This window comes from Psychromonas aquatilis, assembly GCF_038155185.1.
Taxonomy (GTDB): Bacteria; Pseudomonadota; Gammaproteobacteria; order Enterobacterales; family Psychromonadaceae; genus Psychromonas; species Psychromonas aquatilis.
Genome location: NZ_JBAKAZ010000006.1, coordinates 61,608 through 84,322, shown reverse-complemented (window position 1 = coordinate 84,322; position 22,715 = coordinate 61,608). Strand labels below are relative to the sequence as shown.

Genomic DNA, 22,715 nt, shown 5'->3' with positions numbered 1-22,715 from the left:
TTATAGGTTAATATAGGCGATTATCACTTAAGTTTTTGTATAAGGTAAAAGAATGTACTTACTCATATTAATAACGCTATTTTTTAGCACCGGTATATTCGCTGAGAGTGAAGATATAGAGCAAAATGATGTTGATGTTATCGAACAACGTGCTGAAGATGAATCGACAGTAGAGGGTCTCGAATTCTCTATTTTAGCGCATAAGCCTAACTACATCTTACCCCTGTATTATAATGACAAAATACAAGGCTATGATTTATACCAAGGTGAAAGTAATGATAGCACACCACAACGCAACGAAATAAAGTACCAAATTAGTATCAAATTACCGCTCTTTGACCATATAGCAGACCTCCCGATTTCAGGTTATGTTGCTTATACTCAAGTCTCATTTTGGCAGGCATACGACACTAAAGGCTCAGCTCCCTTTCGTGAAACAAACTATGAGCCAGAAGCCTTTCTAGTATGGGATACAGATAAGAAGCTAGCAGCAGGTTGGGAATTTAAAAGCGCTTCATTTGGTTTTACTCACCAATCCAATGGACGTAGCGAGCCTTCCTCTCGAAGTTGGAATCGCCTGAATGGTAACCTAGTTTTTAGTAGACAAAATCTTGTTGTCAACGTCAACCCTTGGTACCGCTTCTCTGAATCATCCGATGATGACGATAATCCTGATTTATTAGATTATTTCGGACATGGTCAAGTAATGCTTGCCTACAAGCAGGATGATCACGTTTACTCACTGGTCAGTCGTAACAACCTTGAAAGTGGCTTTAGTAAAGGCTCATTGAAAGCTTCATGGAGCTTTCCTTTATACGGACGAATAAAAGGCTACATCCAAGTATTTTCCGGTTACGGTAATAGTTTAATTGAATACAATGAATACACTAATACGGTGGGTTTAGGGATCGCCGTCACTGACTTTTTGTAATCAGTAACGAGGATTATTCATCTTTAGGGATTATTTCATTATTTAAGCTTTGCACAATTTCATCGATTAATTGTTGTTTTTTACCTTTAAATGAAGGCTGATCACTATTATTTAAAGACAGCCATTGAGGGTGATGACGAGCCTTACTTAGCCATTTATTCCAGCGTTTGGGTAACGGTTTCTCATCACTCGTAGTGTTAACCAATGACATTTTGGTAAAACTAGCATGACCACGCTGTTGTAATGCACTTAATAAGTTAAGCTGACGCGTCCATAAAACTTGTAATGTTGTATCGTCCGCACAAAGGTAACGATAACCTGTAACCTTCGCATGGATTTCATCATAATATCGTTGTTTGACTCCCCACAGAACGCCCATTACCCCACCGGCAACCGCTGCGGCGCCCAAGGTCATTCCAGCAGCCACTAAATCAACGGCAACACCAACACCGGCTCCTTTTACGAAGTCGCCGCTGACCTTAGAGCTAAATTCTTGTAGATGATCTGAAGAAAACAGGTCCAATTCCCATTTACCTTGCTGTATAGGCAACTCATATTGGTCAATATCTTGTTGTTGAAACTGGTAGAGGTTTAATAGTTGATTAAGTGTTTTGGTTTCTAATTTGCGCATTGTTGATTGCAATTTTTCACTGAAAAGCTCAATACTTTTTTCATCATTATCAGCTTTAAAACGGCATGCGGCAGACTCTACAAGTAATACTGCGATAAGTTGCTGAGCAGCTGTGGCTCTCTCTTGCCATTGTTGTTTTCGTTGCGCAATTAAAACATCGAGTTGTGCCTCGTACTGAGATAATAACGTCTGCATCTTTTGATAGATTTTTAGTTCATCGGAGAATTTAAATACCACGCTATCAAAACTCACAAACGCATGTAGGTTTAAACGCGCGAGTTGTGTCGTCCACCCCTTCACATCTGCATCATCAGACTCTATAAAGTTAAGTACCGGTATAATGGGCTTAGCCGCATAACTTAATATTTTTAATTCATCACGGTATTTACCTAAAATAGGCTCACGCACATCAATCACATAAAAAATAATATCGTTACTTAATAATGCTTTGAGTACTTTTATCTCCTGCTCTAAATCAGGAAATAAGGGGGCAGAATTAATAAAAGCTAACAAACGATCAATGCCATCTTGATGCTCTTCCTGTGGAAGCTGATCAATGGTATTTAACAAATGAATTGAGTCTTCAAGCCCAGGCGTATCGTAAATAATAATACTCTGATTACTATCTATCCTAATTTCAGCACCTTCTACATGACGAGTGGTGCCCGCTTTATCTGCTATCTCTCCAAAATTTGCATCGCGAAGTAAAGTACGAATTAACGATGTTTTACCTGTATTTGCATGCCCGACGACTGCTACTGATAATTGTTTCTTATCCATCTTACCCCTCACTTTTATTATTAGGGTGTATGTAGGTAACACGAGATGAACTGATATGCACTTTATTAGCTGCCTCTAACCAGTCTTGTAATCGCTCAAGCCGTTTTTGATTATTTTGTAAGGGCTCAGTCCCTAATAAAACTAAATAAAGTTTTGTAGCGTCTTTATAATACAGTTTATTCACCAAACTTAACCAACCTCGGTCTGGGGCTCTGCGTATATCAACATACAGCACCAAATCAGATTTATCAGACATCGTTAATTCCGATAAAGCGTATTGCTGGCTTTCGCTATCTAGAATATTCGTTAAGTTTATTGAATAGTATTGATCAGCATGTTGTTGCGCAGCTAAAAGCGTCGACTTATTGAGTTCAATCGCTAGCGGGTAAGCATCGAGTGGCATAGTAAGGTGTTGATTATAAAATTTATCGATAACCGCTGAGTTTTCTTTATCTAGTATAGAAGACACATCAGGATCACTAATAAAACGGTGATGTACAATAGGCTGTAATAGGCTTTTTAACTGAATGTAATACGGTAATGAGTAGTTTATTTTGAACTTTTTTTGTTGGTATTTAATTTTCTGTTTAAAAGTAAACATTAATAAAATACGTGGTAATAAACCATACACGATTAGACTGAAAATAAGTAAATTAGCCCAGCTAATACGGTTTGCTTGTGCAATTTCTAAAGTGTTTACAATACTAATACCTGCATTCGTCACGTCTGCACTATGTGGAACGGATATCCCTAATAAATTAGGTAAAAGCGTTAACATACTCGTCAACTGTGCGAATACATCAGCACTTAAAATTGTTGTTTCCCAAATAAAATCCACTTGGTGGGTCGCTAGTACTACCAATAGAGAGCAAGTTGCCCCTAATAAGTAACAACTCCACCAAAGGTGGCTAATAAAAGAGAGTTGAGCCTTGCCCATGTAAGAAATGAAACGATGATCAAAATAGAACTGAAATAACTTAGTATAATAGTCATGCTTACTGGTCAATTTATGATGTAACTTATCCAGCCCTCTAACTCCAGAAAGGCTAAGGTTAGCAATCCAACTAATATTTAAGTTAACTTTTCTAAAATAAAAGATTAACCAAATCAGTAATGACAATAGATTTGGGACAATAAATAATAAAATTGCCCAGAAAAAGTTAATTTGCGTGCCAGCATTATTAACAAGAAATTGTGACACACTGGTTGCCCCAATCATTAAGAAAATCAAAGAGACTAGTACTGAAAAACGTCTAAATAGTTGCTTAAAGTGAAAAAATACAGGTGTCACTTGATAACGTAGCTCAGCAAGCTGAGTACGCTTAGCTAATGCCGCATCAAAGCTTAATTCGCTATAATCGGCATTAAAACTATCAGCTGGGGAATCATTTTCAATTACACGAATACCTTCGGTTACTATACGTTGCTGGTATTGATCCACTTAGATTCCTCTTTATTATTTACGGCCACGAATGGCGTTCCACCATGCTTCAGGAGCATCAATCTGCCCTTCAGAGTCTAAAGGTGGGTAAGGCAGACCTTTTTCTCTGCATAACTGGCGATAAATAGGATGTCCACCTTCAAATAAAATACGATGTTGCTCTTCTTCAGGTAGTCGACAAGTTTGTCCGTACATACCCGCTATTTGGCGTTGTCGTTGTGCTTCAGACATAATAATAGCAGAAGCGACTGATACGTTTAATGACTGACACATCCCCACCATAGGAATAATTACATCTTGATCAGCTAATGCCAATGCTTCATCACTGATCCCAAACTTCTCTTGGCCCATCATGATTGCAGTCGGCTTAGTATAATCAACTTCACGGAAATCAATCGCTGTTGCAGATAAATTAGTGGCGATAATTTGCATCCCCTGTTCACGCAACGCAGCAACAGCATCTTGTACCGTATCATGTGAATGTACATTAACCCATTTTTGACTACCTGAGGCAACATTACGTGAAATACGTGACGAATCAATATCCCAAGTAGCATGAACATTATTAATTCCCATTGCATCTGCAGTCCTTACAATGGCAGCAAGGTTGTGTTGCATATGAACTTGCTCCATAAAAACCGTTAAATCGGGTTGACGGTGGTTTAACATAGAAGTTATTCGGGCAAAACGTTCAGGCGTCATACATTCTCACACTTAGCAATTATAAAAGAGCTTATTATATAGATGTTTTAATAGAGGCTAAAGCTATCTAGATAGCAGAGATAACCTTAACACTTAATAATAGGAGGTTTGATCTATTAAAGTCCCACTCAAATTAATAGTAAATTAAACGATCACTAAACTTAGAGAATAAAGCTGATCTTAGAGGTATAAATCCTAGTTTTGCTATATGCTATAGTGAACAACGAATAAAAAATAGATACGTCAAATAGGTTAGATAATGAATTTTAGAGATCTTGAATACTTAATTGCTTTAGAAGAACTAAAACACTTCCGTAAAGCAGCTGATAAATGCTTTGTCAGCCAGCCAACATTAAGTGGGCAGATAAAGAAACTAGAAGAAGAGCTAGATGTCCAATTAATGGAAAGGTCTTCAAGAAAGGTTATTTTTACGCCTGCAGGGCTGGATATAGTGGCCAAGGCTAAAACCATCCTTTTAGAAGCGAAATCCTTAAGAGAGTTAGCAAAAAGTCATAATGAGCCAATGCGCGGTACCTTGCATATTGGTTTAATTCCTACAGTGGCGCCTTATCTATTACCTTTAATTATTCCAATTATGAAAGAAACATTTCCTGACTTGGAGCTTTATCTACATGAGAACCAAACAGCGGTGTTATTAAAGCAATTAGAGCAAGGTGAGCTTGATTGCTTAATGTTAGCAGTGTTACCTGGTATGGAAAACTTTAAACAAGTAGAGCTATACGACGAACCCTTAGAGCTTGCACTATCAGATAAGCATTCATGGTCTAATAACCGTTTGATTAACCTTCAAGAACTCAGTGGAGAGCATGTATTGATGCTTGAGGACGGACATTGCTTGAGAGATCAGGCTTTAGGCTTTTGTTTTACCGCAGGCGCAATCGAAGACAGTAGCTTTAAGGCAACCAGTTTAGAAACTTTACGACATATGATCAGTGCAGAAAATGGACTGACTTTATTACCGCAACTGGCTATACCGTTAAATCGCGCACAATCAGGTGTTAAATATATCCCATTTGAAGCACCAGTACCTTCTAGAAAGATTGTATTACTTAGCCGTAACAACAGTGCACGCCAAGTATGCTTTGATCAGTTAGCAGAATTAATTAACAAAACAGTTTCAAAGCGATTAGCAGAATATCAATAATAGCTGCCATAATTGACGGTTAACTGATAAAGATAAACTTAGATTAGCCGTAAAAACTACAGATACAAAAAAGCCGAACATAAGTTCGGCTTTTTTATTGCAACTATAAAGAAACTTACGCTTCTTCGTCCGCTACAACTGGACGGTCTACAAACTGGATATAAGCCATAGGAGCTTTATCACCAGTACGGAAACCACATTTAATGATACTAGTGTAACCACCAGGGCGATTCGCGTAGCGAGGACCTAGTTCATTAAATAATTTTGCCACTACTGCATCATCACGAAGACGAGCAAATGCTAGACGACGGTTAGCAACGCTATCCGTTTTAGCTAATGTAATTAATGGCTCAATTACACGACGCAATTCTTTTGCTTTTGGCACTGTAGTTTTAATAACTTCATGCGTAGCAATAGAAATTGCCATATTACGAAACATAGCCTGACGGTGGCTGCTGTTTCGGTTAAGTTGACGTCCACTTTGACGATGGCGCATAACCTAATCCTTATTATTCGTAAATCGGTTTTAGACTAATCTTCGATTAGACTTGCTGGTGGCCAGTTTTCTAAGCGCATGCCTAGAGACAGTCCACGTGATGCAAGCACATCTTTGATTTCAGTTAGTGACTTCTTACCTAAGTTAGGTGTTTTAAGAAGCTCAACTTCAGTACGTTGTACTAGATCACCGATATAGTGAATCGACTCTGCTTTCAAACAGTTAGCAGAACGAACAGTTAGTTCTAAATCATCTACTGGGCGTAAAAGAATTGGATCAAACTCAGGTTTAGCTTCAGCTACTGGTGCTTCATAAGTAGTGCGTAAATCAACAAATGCGTCTAATTGCTCAGCTAAAATTGTAGCTGCGCGACGAATTGCTTCTTCAGGCTCTAAAGTACCATCTGTTTCCATATCGATAACAAGCTTGTCTAAATCAGTACGTTGTTCAACACGAGCAGATTCTACACTGTAAGCAATACGCTCAACAGGGCTGAAAGTCGCATCTACTAGTAGACGACCAATTGGACGCTCATCTTCTTCGCTATGAATACGCGATGAAGCTGGAACATAACCGCGACCTGATTCAATTTTAATACGCATGCTGATTTCAGCATTGCCTGTTAAATTACAGATCACATGTTCTGGGTTGACTATCTCTACATCACCATCATGAATGATGTCGCCTGCAGTAACAGGACCAGCGCCAGATTTAGTTAAACTAACTAAAACTTCATTTTTACCTTCAAGCTTAACTGCTAGACCTTTAAGGTTAAGAAGAATCTCTAGGATATCTTCTTGCACGCCTTCTTTTGTGCTGTACTCATGTTGTACACCATCAATCTCGACTTCAGTTACCGCCGTTCCCGGCATAGATGATAACAAAATACGACGAAGAGCATTACCCAAAGTATGGCCAAAGCCACGCTCTAGTGGCTCAAGAACCACTTTTGCTCTAGTTGTTGAAACTTGTTCGATATCAACTAATCTTGGTTTTAGAAAATCAATTACAGAACCCTGCATTTGTGCCCTCTCTTAACAGTTAACTTTACTTAGAGTAAAGTTCGATGATTAACTGTTCGTTAATCTCAGCAGATAAATCTGAACGTTCAGGTTGACGTTTAAACTCGCCTTCCATCTTCGTTGTATCAACTTCAACCCAACCAAGGGCTTCACGTTGACCAGCGATTTCTAGTGCAGCGCCAATACGTGATTGCTTTTTAGCTTTTTCACGGATTGAGATCACATCGCTTGGTTTAACGTTGAATGAAGGGATATTTACAACTTTACCGTTCACTAGAATAGCTTTATGGCTAACTAGTTGACGTGATTCAGCACGTGTCGCGCCAAAGCCCATGCGGTATACAACATTGTCTAAACGGCCTTCAAGAAGTTGAAGTAAGTTTTCGCCAGTGTTGCCCTGTAAACGAGCAGCTTCTTTGTAGTAGTTACGGAATTGCTTTTCTAAGATGCCGTACATACGACGAACTTTTTGCTTTTCACGTAATTGTAAACCGTAGTCTGATAGACGTGGTTTACGTGCACCGTGTACACCTGGTGCGTTTTCGATTTTACACTTAGAATCGATCGCTCGAACACCTGATTTCAAAAATAAATCAGTGCCTTCACGACGGCTAAGCTTAAGCTTAGGACCTAAATATCTTGCCATTGTTCTTTCTCCAATTACCTTAGAAAGTTGCGATTAAACGCGACGTTTCTTTGGTGGACGACAACCATTATGTGGGATCGGTGTAACGTCAGTAATATTTGTTACACGGAAACCCGCCGCGTTTAGTGCGCGAATCGAAGATTCACGACCAGGTCCTGGTCCATTTACAAAAACTTCAACGTTTTTAAGACCGTACTCTTTTGCTGCTTCAGCAGCACGCTCAGCAGCAACCTGTGCAGCGAACGGAGTAGATTTACGAGAACCACGGAAACCAGAACCACCTGCAGTAGCCCAAGAAAGAGCATTACCTTGACGGTCTGTAATAGTTACGATTGTGTTGTTGAAAGAAGCATGGATGTGAGCCATACCATCAGCAACTTGCTTTTTAACGCGCTTGCGAGCACGAGTTGGTGTTTTAGCCATTATCTCTTACCCTATTTCTTAATTGCTTTACGCGGACCTTTACGAGTACGAGCATTCGTTTTAGAACGCTGTCCACGTAGAGGCAAGCTGCGACGGTGACGAAGTCCACGGTAACAACCAAGGTCCATAAGACGCTTGATGCTCATAGATACTTCACGACGTAAATCACCTTCAACGGCGAATTTAGCTACTTCTGTACGAAGAGCTTCGATTTGTGTTTCATCCAGATCTTTAAGCTTAGTAGTTTCAGCTACGCCTGACTGTGCACAAATAATTTGTGAACGAGTCTTGCCGATGCCAAAAATAGCAGTTAATGCGATAACTGCATGCTTATGATCAGGAACGTTAATGCCAGCGATACGGGCCACTATGCACTCCTTAAAGTTAACGATTCATTTGTGAAAAGCCCGGTAGGATACTCGACAAATGATAAATTAGCAAACAAAACACAGCTTAGATGAAAAAATCACCTAAGCTGCTGATAGATCCAAAATCTATATTAGTATTAGCCTTGGCGTTGTTTATGCTTTGGCTCTACACAGATAACACGCACAACACCGTTGCGCTTGATAACTTTGCAGTTACGACAGATTTTTTTAACGGATGCACGAACTTTCATTGCAACACTCCGTAGTTATGTAACTGTCAGGCTAGGAAACTATTTTCCGTAGTCCTTCAAGTTAGCTTTTTTCAAGACAGAATCATATTGATTAGACATCAAATGAGTCTGCACCTGTGCCATAAAGTCCATGATAACAACAACGATAATTAATAACGAAGTACCACCGAAGTAGAACTGCGTATCCATTGCAACCATCATAAACTCGGGAATCAAACAGATAAAGGTAATGTATAACGCACCAGCTAATGTTAGACGCGTCATCACTTTATCAATGTAACGTGATGTTTGTTCTCCTGGACGGATTCCTGGGATAAAGGCACCGCTTTTCTTCAGATTATCTGCTGTGTCACGTGGGTTAAACGTAAGTGCAGTATAAAAGAAGCAAAAGAAGATAATAGCAGCTGCATATAACATCATATGCAACGGATGACCCGGCTGTAAAGCCAATGAAACATCCTGTAACCAGCTTAAACCTTCAGTCTGACCAAACCATTGGGCAATAGTACCAGGGAATAAGATAACACTCGATGCAAAAATTGCAGGGATTACACCAGCCATATTTAGTTTTAATGGCAAGTGAGTGCTTTGAGCAGCAAAAACCTTACGGCCTTGTTGGCGCTTAGCGTAGTTAACGACGATTCGACGTTGACCACGTTCTACAAAAACTACAAATGCAGTTGTTGCAAACACGATAACAATTAATGCAAGTAGCACAAGAAGGTGAATATCACCTTGACGTGCTTGCTCGGCAGTTTGCCCGATTGCCGAAGGCAACCCAGCAACAATACCTACGAAGATAATGATAGAAATACCATTACCGATACCGCGTTCAGTTATTTGCTCGCCTAGCCACATAAGGAACATAGTTCCCGTTACTAAACTAACAACAGCAGTGATATAAAAAGGCAGACCTGGATGTTCTACAAGGCCTGGCATCATTGCTGGTAAACCGGTTGCAATACCGATTGCTTGGAATGTACCTAATACCAAAGTACCGTAACGTGTGTACTGGTTAATCTTACGACGACCAGACTCACCCTCTTTCTTTAGCTCCGCTAAAGGAGGATGAACTACCGTTAACAATTGGATGATTATAGACGCAGAAATATACGGCATAATCCCCAATGCAAAGATAGACGCACGAGATAAAGCACCACCAGAGAACATGTTAAACATTTCTACGATGGTACCTTGTTGTCCTTGTATCAAGTCAGCTAGGACAGCGGCGTCAATACCAGGAATTGGAACAAAAGAGCCTGCACGGAACACTAATATAGCGCCTAAAACAAACAACAAGCGCGTTTTAAGTTCGCTCATTTTGTTTCCTTGTGCCGCTTTCGGATCTAATCCTGGTTTCTTAGCCATTGCCTATTATTCCTCGATTTTTCCGCCTGCCGCTTCGATTGCAGCACGAGCACCTTTAGTTACACCAAGGCCTTGTACTGTTACTGAGCGAGAGATTTCACCAGATAGAACTACTTTAGCAAACTTAGTTGTGTTTGTTAGTAGACCTGCCTGTTTCAACGTTTCTAGAGACACGATATCGCCTTCTACTTTAGCAATTTCGTTCAAACGAACTTCACCGCGTACAAGAGATTTACGAGACGTGAAACCAAATTTTGGTAAACGTTGTTTCAAAGGCATTTGACCACCTTCAAAACCAGGACGTACAGTACCGCCTGAACGAGACTTTTGACCTTTGTGACCGCGGCCACCAGTTTTTCCAAGTCCAGAACCGATACCACGACCGACACGTTTAGCAACAGGCTTAGAGCCAGCTGCTGGAGATAGAGTATTAAGTTTCATTATTACCCCTCAACCTTAACCATATAGTAAACTTTATTAACCATACCACGTACTGCTGGAGTGTCTTGCAACTCTACAGTATGACCGATACGACGTAGGCCTAGACCTGTTAACGTTGCACGGTGCTTTGGTAAACGGCCAATTGCACTTTTGGTTTGAGTTACTTTAATCGTTTTAGTAGCCATGCTGAATTACCCCAGAATATCACTAACGTTTAAGCCACGCTTAGCTGCGATTTGCTCAGGAGAGTTCATGCTCTCTAGTGCATCCATCGTAGCGCGAACAACGTTAATTGGGTTAGTTGAGCCGTAAGCTTTTGATAGTACGTTTTGTACACCAACAACTTCTAATACGGCACGCATTGCACCACCTGCGATGATACCAGTACCTTCAGATGCTGGTTGCATGTACACCTTAGAACCAGAATGACGGCCCTTAACAGGATGCTGCAGAGTGTTACCTTTTAATTGAATTTCGCTGATATTACGACGAGCTTTTTCCATTGCTTTTTGAATAGCAGCAGGAACTTCACGCGCTTTACCATAGCCGAAACCAACACGACCATTACCATCACCAACTACTGTTAGTGCTGTGAAGCTAAAGATGCGACCACCTTTAACTACTTTTGAAACACGGTTTACTGCGATTAGCTTTTCGTTCAGATCACCGGTTTGAGATTCTACTTTTGACATAATCTTTTCCCTTAGAACTGTAGACCAGCTTCGCGAGCTGCGTCAGCTAGTGCTGCAACACGACCGTGGTATTGGAAACCGCTACGGTCAAAAGAAATTTTAGTAATTCCTTTCTCTACCGCACGCTCTGCAACTAATTTACCAATTAGTTGAGCTGCTTCTTTATTACCACCGTTGTTAACTTGTGCGATCACTTCTTTTTCTAATGTAGAAGCGCTTGCTACGACTTGTGCGTCTGCTGTAATTACCTGCGCGTAAGTATGGCGAGGTGTACGGTTGATCACAAGACGAGTTGCACCAAGATCTTGCAATTTCTTACGTGTGCGAGTAGCACGACGAAGACGAGATGCTTTCTTATCCATAGTCTTACCTTACTTTTTCTTCGCTTCTTTACGACGCACATTTTCATCAGCGTAACGAACACCTTTACCTTTATAAGGCTCTGGTGGACGGAATGCACGAATCTCTGCAGCTACTTGGCCTACAACTTGTTTATCAGCACTTTCTAAAACGATTTCTGTTTGGCTAGTAGCCGTTGCAGATACCGATTTTGGTAAAGTGTAAACAACAGGGTGTGAAAAACCTAAAGTTAGGTTGATTTCTTGACCTTTAACTTGTGCACGGTAACCAACACCTTGAAGAAGAAGAGTCTTCTTAAAGCCTTCAGTTACACCTACAACCATATTGTTAACGTTAGCACGCGCAGTACCTGCTTGTGCCCATGCGTCTTTAACACCTTCAACAGGTGCGAAAGTTAATACGCCATCTTCTAGTTTAACAACAACAGCATCATTAAGATTACGAACTAATTCGCTTTTACCACCTTTTACAGTGATCTCTTGACCGTTTACTTTTACTTCTACGCCAGCAGGAACAGTAATCGGTGCCTTAGCTATACGAGACATAGATTACTCCTTAAGATACGTAACAGATGATTTCACCGCCGATGCTAGCATTACGCGCAGCTCGGTCAGTCATTACACCTTGAGAAGTTGAAACAATCGCAATACCTAAACCAGCCATAACCTTAGGAAGATCATTTGCACCTTTATAGATACGAAGACCTGGGCGGCTTACTCGTTTAATAGTATCGATTACTTTTTTGCCTTCGAAGTACTTTAATGTAACTTCTAATTCAGGCTTTGTGTCACCAGCAACAGCAAAATCTTCAATATAACCTTCTGCTTTAAGCACAGTTGCAATTGCAACTTTTTGCTTTGAAGAAGGCATCTTTACAGACACTTTGCTTGCTGCTTGACCGTTACGAATACGCGTAAGCATATCCGAAATAGGATCTTGCATGCTCATAACTATTTACTCCGTGATTTAATTGATTACCAGCTGGCTTTTTTCAGGCCAGGGATTTCTCCGCGCATCATATGCTCACGAACCTTAATACGGCTCATGCCAAATTTACGAAGATAACCATGTGGACGACCAGTAACGTTACAACGATTACGTTGACGTACTGAACTTGAATCACGAGGTAGCGATTGAAGCTCTAACACTGCATTCCAACGATCTTCATCAGATGTATTTGCACTGCTAATAGTTGCTTTTAATGCCGCACGCTTTTCAGCGAACTTAGCAACTAACTTCTCACGTTTTACTTCACGCGCTTTCATTGATTGTTTAGCCATTTTCTAACTCCTTACTTACGGAATGGGAAGTTGAACGCAGTTAATAACGCGCGTGCTTCTTCGTCAGACTTAGCTGAAGTAGTAATTGTGATATCTAAACCACGTACTTTATCAACTTTATCGTAATCGATTTCAGGGAAAATGATTTGCTCACGTACACCCATAGAGTAGTTACCACGACCATCAAATGACTTAGCATTTAGGCCACGGAAATCACGTACACGCGGGATAGCGATTGTTACCAAACGCTCAAAGAAATCCCACATACGCTCTCCACGTAGTGTTACTTTACAACCAATCGGGTAGCCTTCACGAATTTTGAAGCCTGCCACAGAGCGGCGTGCTTTAGTGATCATTGGCTTTTGACCTGAGATTGCTGCCATATCTGACGCAGCGTGCTCTAGGACTTTTTTATCAGCCAGTGCTTCACCAACACCCATGTTTAGGGTGATTTTCTCTATTCGAGGGACTTGCATGACAGACGTATAGTCGAATTGCTTTTGCAAATCAGACACCACGTTGTCTTTATAGAAATCATGCAGTTTCGCCATCGTAAACTCCAGTTACTTCACAAGTTCATTATTAGACTTGAAGAAACGAACTTTTTTGCCGTCTTCTAATCTAAATCCAACACGATCTGCTTTACTCGTTGCCGAGTTGTAGATCGCAACATTTGATACTTCGATCGGTGCATTCTGTTCAATGATTCCGCCTTCCACACCCGCTTGAGGGTTTGGTTTTTGGTGTTTCTTTTGAACATTTACACCTTCAATAATTACTTTACCGTTAGCTAAAACTTGAGAAACTTTCCCAGTTTTACCTTTATCTTTACCGGCAATAACAATTACTTCATCGTCACGTTTTATTTTTGCTGCCATTTTCGGTTCCTTACAGTACTTCTGGCGCCAGTGAAACTATCTTCATGAAATTTTCATTTCGAAGCTCACGGGTTACAGGGCCAAAGATACGTGTACCGACTGGCTGGTTGTTTGCATTCAAGATAACCGCAGCGTTGCGATCAAAACGAATAACAGAACCATCGGGACGACGTACACCTTTTCTGGTACGCACTACCACAGCTGAATGAACATCACCTTTTTTAATTTTTCCGCGAGGAATTGCTTCCTTCACTGAAACTTTGATGATATCACCGATTGCTGCATAACGGCGATGCGAGCCACCAAGGACCTTAATACACATTACGCGTCGAGCGCCACTATTGTCGGCGACATCTAGCACACTTAGCATTTGGATCATTATAGTGCTCCGCTATTTACTATTTAATACTCTCTAAATGAGTTGTGTTCCCTTATTTCAGGGAGCGGCATCATACCACCAACTTTTTTAGAAAGATAGTCTAAAAAAACGGCACTCAAAGAATTGAGTACCGTCTCGCTTATATAACTTAAGCAAACTAATTAAAAATCAGTTAGTTAGGCTTTAGTTATGATTTTAGCCAATGTCCAAGATTTATTCTTAGATAGAGGACGACATTCTGTAATTTCTACGTAGTCACCTTCATTACATTGGTTTGTTTCATCATGTGCTTGAAGCTTAGTAGTACGCTTCATGAATTTACCGTATAACGGGTGCTTCACTTTACGTTCAATAGCTACAACAATAGATTTCTCCATTTTTGCACTGATTACTTTACCTTGAAGAGTACGAGTATTCTTTTCGCTCATTACGCACCTGCCTTCTGATTTAATACTGTCTTAACACGGGCGATGTCACGACGCACTTGTTTAATTGAGTGCGGCTTTTCTAACTGACCAGTGCTTAACTGCATACGTAAGTTAAATTGCTCACGTAATAAGTTTAGAAGCTCAGCATTAAGCTCTTCAACGCTTTTATCTTTAAGTTCGTTAGCTTTCATTACATCACCTTACGAGTTACGAAAGTTGTTGCCACTGGCAATTTAGCTGCTGCAAGAGCAAATGCTTCACGAGCCAATGCTTCTGGAACACCTTCCATTTCATAAAGAACTTTACCTGGCTGAGTTTGAGCAACCCAATATTCCACGTTACCTTTACCTTTACCTTGACGAACCTCTAAAGGCTTGCTGGTAATCGGCTTATCAGGAAACACACGGATCCAGATTTTACCTTGACGTTTAACATGACGAGTCATTGCACGACGTGCTGCTTCGATTTGACGAGCAGTAATTCGACCACGACCGACAGCTTTTAGTCCAAATTCGCCAAAGCTTACTTCCGCACCTTTAGAAAGACCACGGTTGCGGCCTTTCATCATTTTGCGGAACTTCATACGTTTTGGTTGCATCATAGCGTATTTCTCCTACTTACCGCGACCTTTGCGTTTTGGTTTAGCTGGCTGTTCTTCTTGTTGAAGTGGTAAACCACCAAGAATTTCACCTTTAAATATCCAAACCTTAACACCGATGATACCGTAAACAGTCAACGCTTCTGATGTAGAGTAATCGATATCCGCACGAAGAGTATGTAGCGGCACACGGCCTTCACGATACCATTCGTCACGAGCGATTTCAGCTCCACCAAGACGTCCACTAACTTGAACTTTGATACCTTTAGCGCCTAGACGCATAGCATTTTGTACCGCACGCTTCATAGCACGACGGAACATAACACGACGTTCTAACTGAGAAGAGATAGAATCTGCAACTAGTTTTGCGTCAAGTTCAGGTTTACGAACTTCTGAGATATTGATTTGAGCTGGAACGCCGGCCATTTTAGCAATAGCTGTGCGTAGCTTCTCAACATCTTCACCTTTTTTACCAATTACAACACCAGGACGAGCTGTGTGAATAGTCACACGTACGCTTTTCGCTGGACGTTCAATTGTTATTTTAGACAAAGAAGCATTTTTCAATTTCTCTGTTAAGAATTTACGGATTTCAAAATCACTGTATAAGTTATCTGCAAATTCTTTTTTGCCTGCATACCAAGTAGAGCTAAATGCTTTAGTGATACCTAGGCGAATACCGTTAGGATGAACTTTCTGTCCCATTGTTTAACCCCTGTCTGATACCACTACTGTGATATGGCAAGAACGCTTCATTATGCGATCGGCACGACCTTTCGCACGCGGCATGATTCGCTTCATTGTTGGACCTTCGTCAACACAAATTTTTGTGATTACTAGTTCATCAATGTCAGCATCTTCATTATGTTCAGCGTTTGCAATTGCAGAATCTACAACTTTTTTAATCAATACAGCAGCTTTCTTAGGGCTGTATGATAAAAGTTCTAGTGCTTTTTCTACTGGAAGACCACGAATTTGGTCTGCTACCAGGCGCGCTTTCTGTGCTGAAGAACGAGCATATAAATGTTTAGCTAAAGCTTCCATAATTACCTCTATTTCTTCGCTTTCTTATCCGCAGCATGGCCACGGTAAGTACGCGTTGGTGCAAATTCACCCAGTTTGTGACCGATCATTTCATCAGTTACAAATACTGGCACGTGTTGACGCCCGTTATGGACAGCGATAGTTAGACCAATCATATCAGGAATGATCATTGAGCGACGAGACCAAGTCTTAATAGGCTTTTTCTCGTTGCTATCAACCGCTTTCTCTACCTTCTTCAGCAAGTGTAGGTCAATGAAAGGACCCTTCTTGAGAGAACGTGGCATGGCGATACCTCTGCTTATTTCTTATTACGACGACGAACAATATACTGATCAGTTTTCTTGTTCTTACGAGTTTTGTAACCCTTAGTTGGAACACCCCAAGGTGAAACTGGGTGACGACCACCACTTGTTTTACCTTCACCACCACCATGTGGGTGATCTACTGGGTTCATTACAACACCACGAACGGTAGGACGAACACCACGCCAACGCGTAGCACCAGCTTTACCTAGTTGACGTAGCATATGTTCTGCATTACCAACTTCACCGATTGTTGCACGACACTCAGCAGGGATTTTACGCATTTCACCACTACGTAAACGTAGAGTAACGTAAGCACCATCACGAGCTATAATTTGGCTGTAAGAACCAGCAGAACGTGCAATTTGTGCACCTTTAGCAGGTTTCATTTCTACAGCGTGTACTGTTGTACCTACTGGGATGTTACGCATCGGTAAGCAGTTACCTACTTTGATTGATGCATCTTCACCAGATTGGATTACATCACCAGCAACCATGCCTTTAGGGGCAAGGATGTAACGACGTTCACCATCAGCATAAAGTACTAGTGCAATGTTTGCACTACGGTTTGGATCATATTCCAAACGCTCAACTTTTGCTGGGATACCATCTTTATTACGTTTGAAATCAACGATACGGTAATGATGTTTGTGACCACCACCAATATGTCGAACCGTAATACGACCGCCATTATTACGACCACCAGATTTAGATTTAGACTCTAAAAGTGGAGCGTATGGCTTGCCTTTATGCAGATCGTTATTTACCACTTTAACTAAGTGGCGACGACCTGGAGATGTAGGCTTACATTTAACAATAGCCATATATAATTCCTCTACTCAGCGCCATCGAAACTAATATCTGCACCTTCAGCCAGAGTAACGTATGCTTTTTTCCAGTCGCTACGGCGACCCATACGTTGACCTGTACGCTTGGTTTTACCCTTCACGTTTAGTGTGCGAACACCAGTAACTTCAACATCAAATAACTTCTGAACTGCCGCTTTGATTTCTGCTTTAGTCGCAGTACCTGCAACTTTGAATACCATAGTGTTATGGTTTTCAGCAGATAAAGTTCCCTTTTCAGAGACATGCGGGGCTATAACAACTTGCAGTAAACGTGCTTCACTGATCATGCTAGGCTCTCCTCAATCTTTTTCACTGCATCAGCAGTTACTAGAACTTTATCAAACGCGATAAGGCTAACTGGGTCAATGCCTTGAACATCACGCACGTCAACTTTGTATAAGTTACGCGCTGCTAAGAATAGATTTTCATCTAACTCTTCAGTGATGATTAACACATCTTTAAGATCCAGGTCTTTTAATTTAGCTGCAAGCTCTTTAGTTTTAGGAGCCTCAACAGTAAATTTCTCGACAACGATTAGACGATCCTGACGAACTAACTCAGAAAGAATACTTCTTACTGCACCGCGGTACATTTTTTTGTTAACTTTCTGGCTATGGTCCTGTGGACGAGCTGCAAAAGTTACACCACCACCAACCCAAATTGGGCTGCGGATTGTACCTGCACGTGCGCGACCAGTACCCTTTTGACGCCATGGCTTTTTACCACCACCGCGAACTTCACTACGGGTTTTCTGAGCGCGAGTACCTTGACGAGCACCAGCTGCATATGCAACGACTACCTGATGTACAAGGGCTTCGTTGTATTCACGTCCAAAGGTAGTTTCAGAAACTTCCAGAGCACTTTGTGCATCTTTCAATACCAATTCCATTACTAACTCCTCGGCTATGCTTTAACAGCAGGTTTGATGAATACGTTGCCATTTTTCGCACCAGCTACTGCACCTTTTACAAGCAGTAGGTTGCGTTCAATGTCTACGCGAACAACTTCAAGGTTTTGAGTCGTAACACGCTCAGCACCCATGTGACCAGCCATTTTCTTGCCTTTAAATACGCGTCCCGGTGTTTGACATTGGCCAATTGAACCTGGAGCACGGTGGCTTATAGAGTTACCATGAGTCGCATCTTGCATAGAGAAATTCCAACGCTTAACGCCGCCTTGGAAGCCTTTACCTTTAGATTGACCAGTAACATCTACTTTATTAATTTCGTTGAACAACTCAACGCTTAGCTCAGCACCAACTTGAATATCTGCACCTTCGTCTTGACCAAGGCGGAATTCCCATAAACCACGACCAGCTTCAACACCTGCTTTCGCAAAGTGACCAGCTTCTGGCTTGTTTACACGGCTAGCTTTTTTCTCGCCAGCAGTTACTTGAATAGCTTGGTAGCCATCAGTATCAAGTGTTTTAACTTGAGTAACACGGTTTGGTGAACATTCTAGAACTGTAACTGGGATAGAAACACCATCTTCAGTGAAGATGCGAGTCATACCAACTTTACGACCTACTAGACCGATTGTCATTACGATAACTCCTTTCTAACCCAAGCTGATTTGAACATCAACGCCAGCAGCTAAATCTAGCTTCATTAGTGCGTCAACAGTCTTTTCAGTTGGTTCTACGATATCAATCAAGCGCTTGTGAGTACGAATCTCATACTGATCACGTGCATCTTTGTTTACATGCGGTGAAGTTAGTACAGTGAAACGTTCTTTACGAGTTGGTAGTGGAATAGGACCACGTACCTGAGCACCTGTGCGCTTTGCAGTTTCAACGATCTCCGCCGTTGATTGATCGATCAGTTTATGATCAAAAGCTTTAAGGCGGATACGGATTCTTTGGTTCTGCATGGACCAAAACTCCTAGTTAAAAATACAACATACAAATATACACCTGACAACCTATCCTAGATAGACCTCAAGTGTATATTCAAACTAGTAGCTCCCCAATTGGGAGTCATTTTTGATAACCAACAATTTTATTATTCATTTTTTGTCTGGTTATGGGTTCATTAACCCGCCTGCCTTATTGGCAAGTGGGCGTATAATACACTAACTGCTGACTTAAGCAACCCTTTATTGGTGTTTTGTTTAAAAAATATTCGAAATGTTCTCTGTCAGCATCGAATAATGAAATTCTTCCACAACTCACACTCCCTTTCAATATATGTTACATTTTCAGTCTCGCTTGTATTACATTCAACTAGGGATCACCTTTGGCTTCACTCATTCAGTTTTACCAACAACTTAAACAATTAGCGCGCCAATCTAATCATAGACAGCTCTTTTGCTTAAAGGGAGAAGAACATTGGGCCATAACACAAGCGATTTCTATCATAGATACAGAACAAGTTGCCTATAAATGGTGCGGAAAAGCCCCCTCCTCTATCACGGCCAATAACTACAACTCTCTATTAGGCCAAGATATTGAGTTGTTAATACTTAATATGTCAGAGCACTTCGATGCCAATATGTTTGCTGCAGCAGAAGGTGCAGTTAAAGGTGGCTCTATCATTATATTGATATTGCCTAAAATCATCGCGAACACAGATTACTTCTCTACTTATATAGAAAAGCAGCTTATCTCATTTGCTTTTCCTATTATTAACCAAGAAACAGCTTTACCTCTTGTTGCACAATCAAGGGTTAATAATAAACCTGACAACGATCAATATATTGAGCAGCAACAAGCTATTCAACAAATTATGAAAACCGTGACCGGCCACCGTCGCCGCCCTTTGGTCATAACCGCCAACCGTGGTCGAGGTAAATCTGCAGCACTGGGCATAGCTGCCGCTACTTTAATTAATGAAGGTTGTTCTAAAATACTTATTTGTGCACCAAGTAAGCAAGCGGTAAAGATTGTCTATAAACATGCATCACTAACATTATTAGAAAAACAACACATTAACCGACTTATTTTTATCGCACCAGATGCCTTATATATAGAACAACCTGATTGTGAGCTATTAATTATTGATGAAGCAGCTGCAATCCCACTGAAAATGTTAGCGCACTTTAGTAAACGTTACTCAAGGTTAGTTTTTGCAACAACGCAATTTGGTTATGAGGGCTCAGGCCGAGGGTTTGCATTACGCTTTCAACAGCAACTATCTCAAATAGCACCGCAATGGCGAAGCTTGCAACTCAATAAAGCAATCCGTTGGGCTGAAAATGATCCCGTAGAAGCTTTTACTCTCAACAGCTTATGCTTAATGGAAAAGCAAGCTTTGAGTCATTTTACAATACAGGATGTACAACCCCGTATTGAGGTCATTAATAAACAATCTTTATTGGAGCACCCTACTCGACTCAATCAACTGTTTTCGTTATTAATTAATGCGCATTATCAAACCAAACCTTCTGACTTAAGTGCATTACTTAATGATCAAGATTTAACAATGATAGGGATGTATCATGAGCAACAAATCCTAGCCGTTCTCTTAATTAATCGTGAAGGTGGGTTTGAACCACAACTAGCTGATGATATCTACCAGGGTAAGCGTCGCCCTAAAGGTCATCTAATTGCACAATCACTTACTTTTCACAGTGGCTTCAAGCAAGCTGCAATGCAAAAGTTCGCCCGAGTGCAACGTATCGCTGTACAACCTATTTTGCAAAACCAGCAATTGGGTTCTCGATTATTGAGTTGGGCTATCGCTTGGGCTAGACAACAACAGTTTGACCATATCAGTGCTAGCTTTGCAGGTAGTGAGCAGCTTATTCGTTTTTGGCAGCAACAACAGTTTCAAGTTTTACGGATCGGTACCAGTCGAGACAAAAGCAGCGGGCAACATTCATTTATGGTTAACTTACCTTTAAATGAGAAAGCATTAATATTGCACCAACAAATACAAGCCGCCTTTCACCAACAAATCAAGGTACAACTAAGTAGGCAACTTGCTCAATTAGAAGCGGCTACCATCATCGCGCTTTGGCCTGAAATAACAAATAAATCAGGAAATACACAATATCATTCGCTATCAGGATATATTAATGCCAATCGTAGCTATGAAAATGTAGAATATCTATTAATTGAATTGCTCTATAACACATCATTGGCCTCGTTGAACCAACGACAACAACACTGTTTGATAACCAAAGTGATTCAAAATCATAGTTGGCAACAGGTCATAAAAGAACAAAACTTTACCGGACAAAAACAAGCGCAAGCATTCTTAAAAAACTGTATCTGCGAATTACTTAATTCAATACCAAGAGAAAAATAAATGAGACTTGATAAATTTATCTGTGAATCAACAGAGTTAACCCGCAGCGAAGCCAAGAATGTTATTCGTAAAGGCATGATTAACAATCAAAAAGGAGCTTTACGTAGTGGCGCATATAAAGTAACAGCTGAAGATATCATTACTTTTAAAGGACAAACACTAACAGTGCGTGGCTTTCGCTACCTAATGCTAAACAAACCACCTGGTTTTATTAGCTCTAATGTCGATGAACAAATGCCAAGTCTATTAAACCTTATTGAAATAGAAAAAAAGCAGAATGTTTTTATTGCAGGTAGATTAGATGCAGACACTACAGGCTTAGTCTTAATTACCGATGATGGCCAATGGTCACACCAAGTGACTAGCCCACGTAAAAAATGTGAAAAACGTTATCGTGTTCACTTACAAGAGCCTGTTGACCAAAGTATCGTTGATCAGTTTGCAGAAGGGATACAGCTAAAAAGTGAACCACAACCTTGTTTACCAGCAAAGCTTGAGCTAATTAATGAAACAGAGGTGGTATTAACAATCAGCGAGGGTAAATACCATCAAGTAAAACGCATGTTTGCGGCAGTAGGTAATTTTGTAACAGGGTTACACCGAGAAAAAATAGGCGCTGTAGAGCTAGACCCTAATTTAGTATTAGGTGAATCTCGTTTTTTAACGGAGCAAGAGATCAATGGATTCAAGTAAATCATTCAATCAACAATGTTATGACCTCTTAGTAAAAATTCCAAAAGGAAAAGTGGTCACCTATGCAGATATTGCGCATCACCTTGGCGGTAAAGCTTACCAAGCTGTTGGGAATGCGATGGCCAGTAATCCAACACCGATCATTGTGCCTTGCCATCGCGTGGTCAATAGTAACGGAGCTATCGGCAAATTTGCATTAGGAACAGATAAAAAAATAGCGCTATTACAGGAAGAAGGTATTGAGTTAGACAGTAAAAACTTAAAAATACTCAATCTAGACAAACAACGTCACCGCTTTTAA

36 protein-coding genes are annotated in these 22,715 nt (G+C 40.7%); 5 read left to right on the top strand and 31 right to left on the bottom strand.

Annotated features, from left to right (window positions below):
- Window positions 1-52: 52 nt before the first annotated feature.
- Window positions 53-931 carry a phospholipase A gene (locus V6256_RS02895; RefSeq protein ID WP_341596552.1) on the top strand — a complete coding sequence of 293 codons (879 nt, stop codon included), beginning with the start codon at window positions 53-55 and terminating at the stop codon, window positions 929-931.
- Between the two features lie 13 nt (window positions 932-944).
- Here the strand turns inward: V6256_RS02895 and V6256_RS02890 are convergent, their stop codons facing one another.
- The 3 genes from V6256_RS02890 to trmH are packed head-to-tail and all read right to left on the bottom strand — an operon-like array spanning window position 945 to window position 4,485.
- Window positions 945-2,342, bottom strand: a complete 1,398-nt coding sequence (locus V6256_RS02890) for a GTPase/DUF3482 domain-containing protein (protein WP_341596551.1) — start codon at window positions 2,340-2,342, stop codon at window positions 945-947.
- A gap of 1 nt (window position 2,343) precedes the next feature.
- Window positions 2,344-3,783, bottom strand: coding sequence for a DUF2868 domain-containing protein (locus tag V6256_RS02885; RefSeq protein WP_341596550.1), 1,440 nt, complete (start codon window positions 3,781-3,783; stop codon window positions 2,344-2,346).
- Between the two features lie 15 nt (window positions 3,784-3,798).
- A complete protein-coding gene (trmH, locus tag V6256_RS02880) occupies window positions 3,799-4,485 on the bottom strand; it encodes a tRNA (guanosine(18)-2'-O)-methyltransferase TrmH (protein WP_341596549.1) in 687 nt (228 codons plus the stop codon).
- Window positions 4,486-4,744: 259 nt separating this feature from the next.
- Between trmH and oxyR the strand changes: the two genes are divergently transcribed.
- Window positions 4,745-5,650 carry a DNA-binding transcriptional regulator OxyR gene (gene oxyR / locus V6256_RS02875; RefSeq protein WP_341596548.1) on the top strand — a complete coding sequence of 302 codons (906 nt, stop codon included), beginning with the start codon at window positions 4,745-4,747 and terminating at the stop codon, window positions 5,648-5,650.
- A gap of 115 nt (window positions 5,651-5,765) precedes the next feature.
- Here oxyR and rplQ read toward each other — a convergent pair whose 3' ends face one another.
- The 28 genes from rplQ to rpsJ all read right to left on the bottom strand — a co-directional run bounded on the left by rplQ (window position 5,766) and on the right by rpsJ (window position 19,343).
- A complete protein-coding gene (rplQ, locus tag V6256_RS02870) occupies window positions 5,766-6,146 on the bottom strand; it encodes a 50S ribosomal protein L17 (protein ID WP_341596547.1) in 381 nt (126 codons plus the stop codon).
- 35 nt (window positions 6,147-6,181) lie between these two features.
- The gene (locus tag V6256_RS02865) at window positions 6,182-7,168 is read right to left on the bottom strand and encodes a DNA-directed RNA polymerase subunit alpha (RefSeq protein ID WP_113819691.1); all 987 of its coding nucleotides are present in this window, start codon (window positions 7,166-7,168) and stop codon (window positions 6,182-6,184) included.
- A 25-nt stretch (window positions 7,169-7,193) separates the two neighbouring features.
- A complete protein-coding gene (gene rpsD, locus V6256_RS02860; RefSeq protein WP_341596546.1) occupies window positions 7,194-7,814 on the bottom strand; it encodes a 30S ribosomal protein S4 in 621 nt (206 codons plus the stop codon).
- A gap of 33 nt (window positions 7,815-7,847) precedes the next feature.
- Window positions 7,848-8,237, bottom strand: a complete 390-nt coding sequence (rpsK, locus tag V6256_RS02855) for a 30S ribosomal protein S11 (RefSeq protein ID WP_019613697.1) — start codon at window positions 8,235-8,237, stop codon at window positions 7,848-7,850.
- A gap of 11 nt (window positions 8,238-8,248) precedes the next feature.
- Window positions 8,249-8,605: a 30S ribosomal protein S13 gene (gene rpsM, locus V6256_RS02850; RefSeq protein WP_333388689.1), complete on the bottom strand. Its 357-nt coding sequence runs from the start codon at window positions 8,603-8,605 to the stop codon at window positions 8,249-8,251.
- Between the two features lie 137 nt (window positions 8,606-8,742).
- Complete coding sequence (gene rpmJ, locus V6256_RS02845) at window positions 8,743-8,856, bottom strand: 50S ribosomal protein L36 (protein ID WP_005417265.1); 114 nt, start codon at window positions 8,854-8,856, stop codon at window positions 8,743-8,745.
- Between the two features lie 39 nt (window positions 8,857-8,895).
- Window positions 8,896-10,224 (bottom strand): preprotein translocase subunit SecY, encoded by a 1,329-nt coding sequence (gene secY / locus V6256_RS02840; RefSeq protein ID WP_341596543.1) that lies wholly within the window; start codon window positions 10,222-10,224, stop codon window positions 8,896-8,898.
- Between the two features lie 6 nt (window positions 10,225-10,230).
- The gene (gene rplO, locus V6256_RS02835; protein WP_341596541.1) at window positions 10,231-10,665 is read right to left on the bottom strand and encodes a 50S ribosomal protein L15; all 435 of its coding nucleotides are present in this window, start codon (window positions 10,663-10,665) and stop codon (window positions 10,231-10,233) included.
- 2 nt (window positions 10,666-10,667) lie between these two features.
- Window positions 10,668-10,850, bottom strand: coding sequence for a 50S ribosomal protein L30 (gene rpmD / locus V6256_RS02830; RefSeq protein ID WP_025563066.1), 183 nt, complete (start codon window positions 10,848-10,850; stop codon window positions 10,668-10,670).
- A 6-nt stretch (window positions 10,851-10,856) separates the two neighbouring features.
- A complete protein-coding gene (gene rpsE / locus V6256_RS02825) occupies window positions 10,857-11,357 on the bottom strand; it encodes a 30S ribosomal protein S5 (protein WP_025563067.1) in 501 nt (166 codons plus the stop codon).
- Between the two features lie 11 nt (window positions 11,358-11,368).
- Entirely contained in the window at window positions 11,369-11,719 is a 351-nt protein-coding gene (rplR, locus tag V6256_RS02820) for a 50S ribosomal protein L18 (protein WP_113819685.1), read from the bottom strand.
- A 9-nt stretch (window positions 11,720-11,728) separates the two neighbouring features.
- Window positions 11,729-12,262 (bottom strand): 50S ribosomal protein L6, encoded by a 534-nt coding sequence (gene rplF / locus V6256_RS02815; RefSeq protein WP_341596538.1) that lies wholly within the window; start codon window positions 12,260-12,262, stop codon window positions 11,729-11,731.
- 10 nt (window positions 12,263-12,272) lie between these two features.
- Window positions 12,273-12,665, bottom strand: a complete 393-nt coding sequence (gene rpsH / locus V6256_RS02810) for a 30S ribosomal protein S8 (RefSeq protein ID WP_341596536.1) — start codon at window positions 12,663-12,665, stop codon at window positions 12,273-12,275.
- A gap of 26 nt (window positions 12,666-12,691) precedes the next feature.
- On the bottom strand, window positions 12,692-12,997 hold the full coding sequence (rpsN, locus tag V6256_RS02805; RefSeq protein ID WP_341596535.1) for a 30S ribosomal protein S14: 306 nt from the start codon (window positions 12,995-12,997) through the stop codon (window positions 12,692-12,694).
- 11 nt (window positions 12,998-13,008) lie between these two features.
- Window positions 13,009-13,548, bottom strand: a complete 540-nt coding sequence (rplE, locus tag V6256_RS02800; protein WP_341596534.1) for a 50S ribosomal protein L5 — start codon at window positions 13,546-13,548, stop codon at window positions 13,009-13,011.
- A 12-nt stretch (window positions 13,549-13,560) separates the two neighbouring features.
- A complete protein-coding gene (rplX, locus tag V6256_RS02795; protein ID WP_341596532.1) occupies window positions 13,561-13,875 on the bottom strand; it encodes a 50S ribosomal protein L24 in 315 nt (104 codons plus the stop codon).
- 10 nt (window positions 13,876-13,885) lie between these two features.
- Window positions 13,886-14,254, bottom strand: a complete 369-nt coding sequence (gene rplN / locus V6256_RS02790) for a 50S ribosomal protein L14 (RefSeq protein ID WP_341596530.1) — start codon at window positions 14,252-14,254, stop codon at window positions 13,886-13,888.
- A gap of 176 nt (window positions 14,255-14,430) precedes the next feature.
- On the bottom strand, window positions 14,431-14,682 hold the full coding sequence (gene rpsQ / locus V6256_RS02785) for a 30S ribosomal protein S17 (RefSeq protein WP_341596528.1): 252 nt from the start codon (window positions 14,680-14,682) through the stop codon (window positions 14,431-14,433).
- Window positions 14,682-14,873, bottom strand: a complete 192-nt coding sequence (rpmC, locus tag V6256_RS02780) for a 50S ribosomal protein L29 (protein WP_341596526.1) — start codon at window positions 14,871-14,873, stop codon at window positions 14,682-14,684. The genes rpsQ and rpmC overlap by 1 nt, the downstream gene beginning before the upstream one ends.
- The gene (rplP, locus tag V6256_RS02775) at window positions 14,873-15,283 is read right to left on the bottom strand and encodes a 50S ribosomal protein L16 (protein WP_134289635.1); all 411 of its coding nucleotides are present in this window, start codon (window positions 15,281-15,283) and stop codon (window positions 14,873-14,875) included. The genes rpmC and rplP overlap by 1 nt, the downstream gene beginning before the upstream one ends.
- Window positions 15,284-15,295: 12 nt before the next feature.
- Window positions 15,296-15,985 (bottom strand): 30S ribosomal protein S3, encoded by a 690-nt coding sequence (rpsC, locus tag V6256_RS02770; protein ID WP_341596522.1) that lies wholly within the window; start codon window positions 15,983-15,985, stop codon window positions 15,296-15,298.
- Window positions 15,986-15,988: 3 nt separating this feature from the next.
- Entirely contained in the window at window positions 15,989-16,324 is a 336-nt protein-coding gene (gene rplV / locus V6256_RS02765; RefSeq protein ID WP_341596520.1) for a 50S ribosomal protein L22, read from the bottom strand.
- An 8-nt stretch (window positions 16,325-16,332) separates the two neighbouring features.
- Window positions 16,333-16,608, bottom strand: coding sequence for a 30S ribosomal protein S19 (gene rpsS, locus V6256_RS02760; protein ID WP_113819677.1), 276 nt, complete (start codon window positions 16,606-16,608; stop codon window positions 16,333-16,335).
- A 14-nt stretch (window positions 16,609-16,622) separates the two neighbouring features.
- Window positions 16,623-17,450: a 50S ribosomal protein L2 gene (gene rplB, locus V6256_RS02755; protein WP_341596514.1), complete on the bottom strand. Its 828-nt coding sequence runs from the start codon at window positions 17,448-17,450 to the stop codon at window positions 16,623-16,625.
- 11 nt (window positions 17,451-17,461) lie between these two features.
- Entirely contained in the window at window positions 17,462-17,761 is a 300-nt protein-coding gene (gene rplW, locus V6256_RS02750) for a 50S ribosomal protein L23 (protein ID WP_341596512.1), read from the bottom strand.
- On the bottom strand, window positions 17,758-18,363 hold the full coding sequence (gene rplD, locus V6256_RS02745) for a 50S ribosomal protein L4 (protein ID WP_341596510.1): 606 nt from the start codon (window positions 18,361-18,363) through the stop codon (window positions 17,758-17,760). The genes rplW and rplD overlap by 4 nt, the downstream gene beginning before the upstream one ends.
- Window positions 18,364-18,377: 14 nt before the next feature.
- A complete protein-coding gene (gene rplC, locus V6256_RS02740; RefSeq protein WP_341596508.1) occupies window positions 18,378-19,016 on the bottom strand; it encodes a 50S ribosomal protein L3 in 639 nt (212 codons plus the stop codon).
- A gap of 15 nt (window positions 19,017-19,031) precedes the next feature.
- Window positions 19,032-19,343 carry a 30S ribosomal protein S10 gene (gene rpsJ, locus V6256_RS02735; RefSeq protein ID WP_025563085.1) on the bottom strand — a complete coding sequence of 104 codons (312 nt, stop codon included), beginning with the start codon at window positions 19,341-19,343 and terminating at the stop codon, window positions 19,032-19,034.
- A gap of 365 nt (window positions 19,344-19,708) precedes the next feature.
- Between rpsJ and V6256_RS02730 the strand changes: the two genes are divergently transcribed.
- Genes V6256_RS02730 through V6256_RS02720 form a run of 3 tightly spaced genes read left to right on the top strand, consistent with a single transcriptional unit; the run spans window position 19,709 to window position 22,715 of the window.
- The gene (locus V6256_RS02730; protein ID WP_341596505.1) at window positions 19,709-21,721 is read left to right on the top strand and encodes a GNAT family N-acetyltransferase; all 2,013 of its coding nucleotides are present in this window, start codon (window positions 19,709-19,711) and stop codon (window positions 21,719-21,721) included.
- Window positions 21,722-22,414 (top strand): pseudouridine synthase, encoded by a 693-nt coding sequence (locus tag V6256_RS02725; protein WP_341596503.1) that lies wholly within the window; start codon window positions 21,722-21,724, stop codon window positions 22,412-22,414.
- Entirely contained in the window at window positions 22,401-22,715 is a 315-nt protein-coding gene (locus V6256_RS02720) for an MGMT family protein (protein ID WP_341596501.1), read from the top strand. The genes V6256_RS02725 and V6256_RS02720 overlap by 14 nt, the downstream gene beginning before the upstream one ends.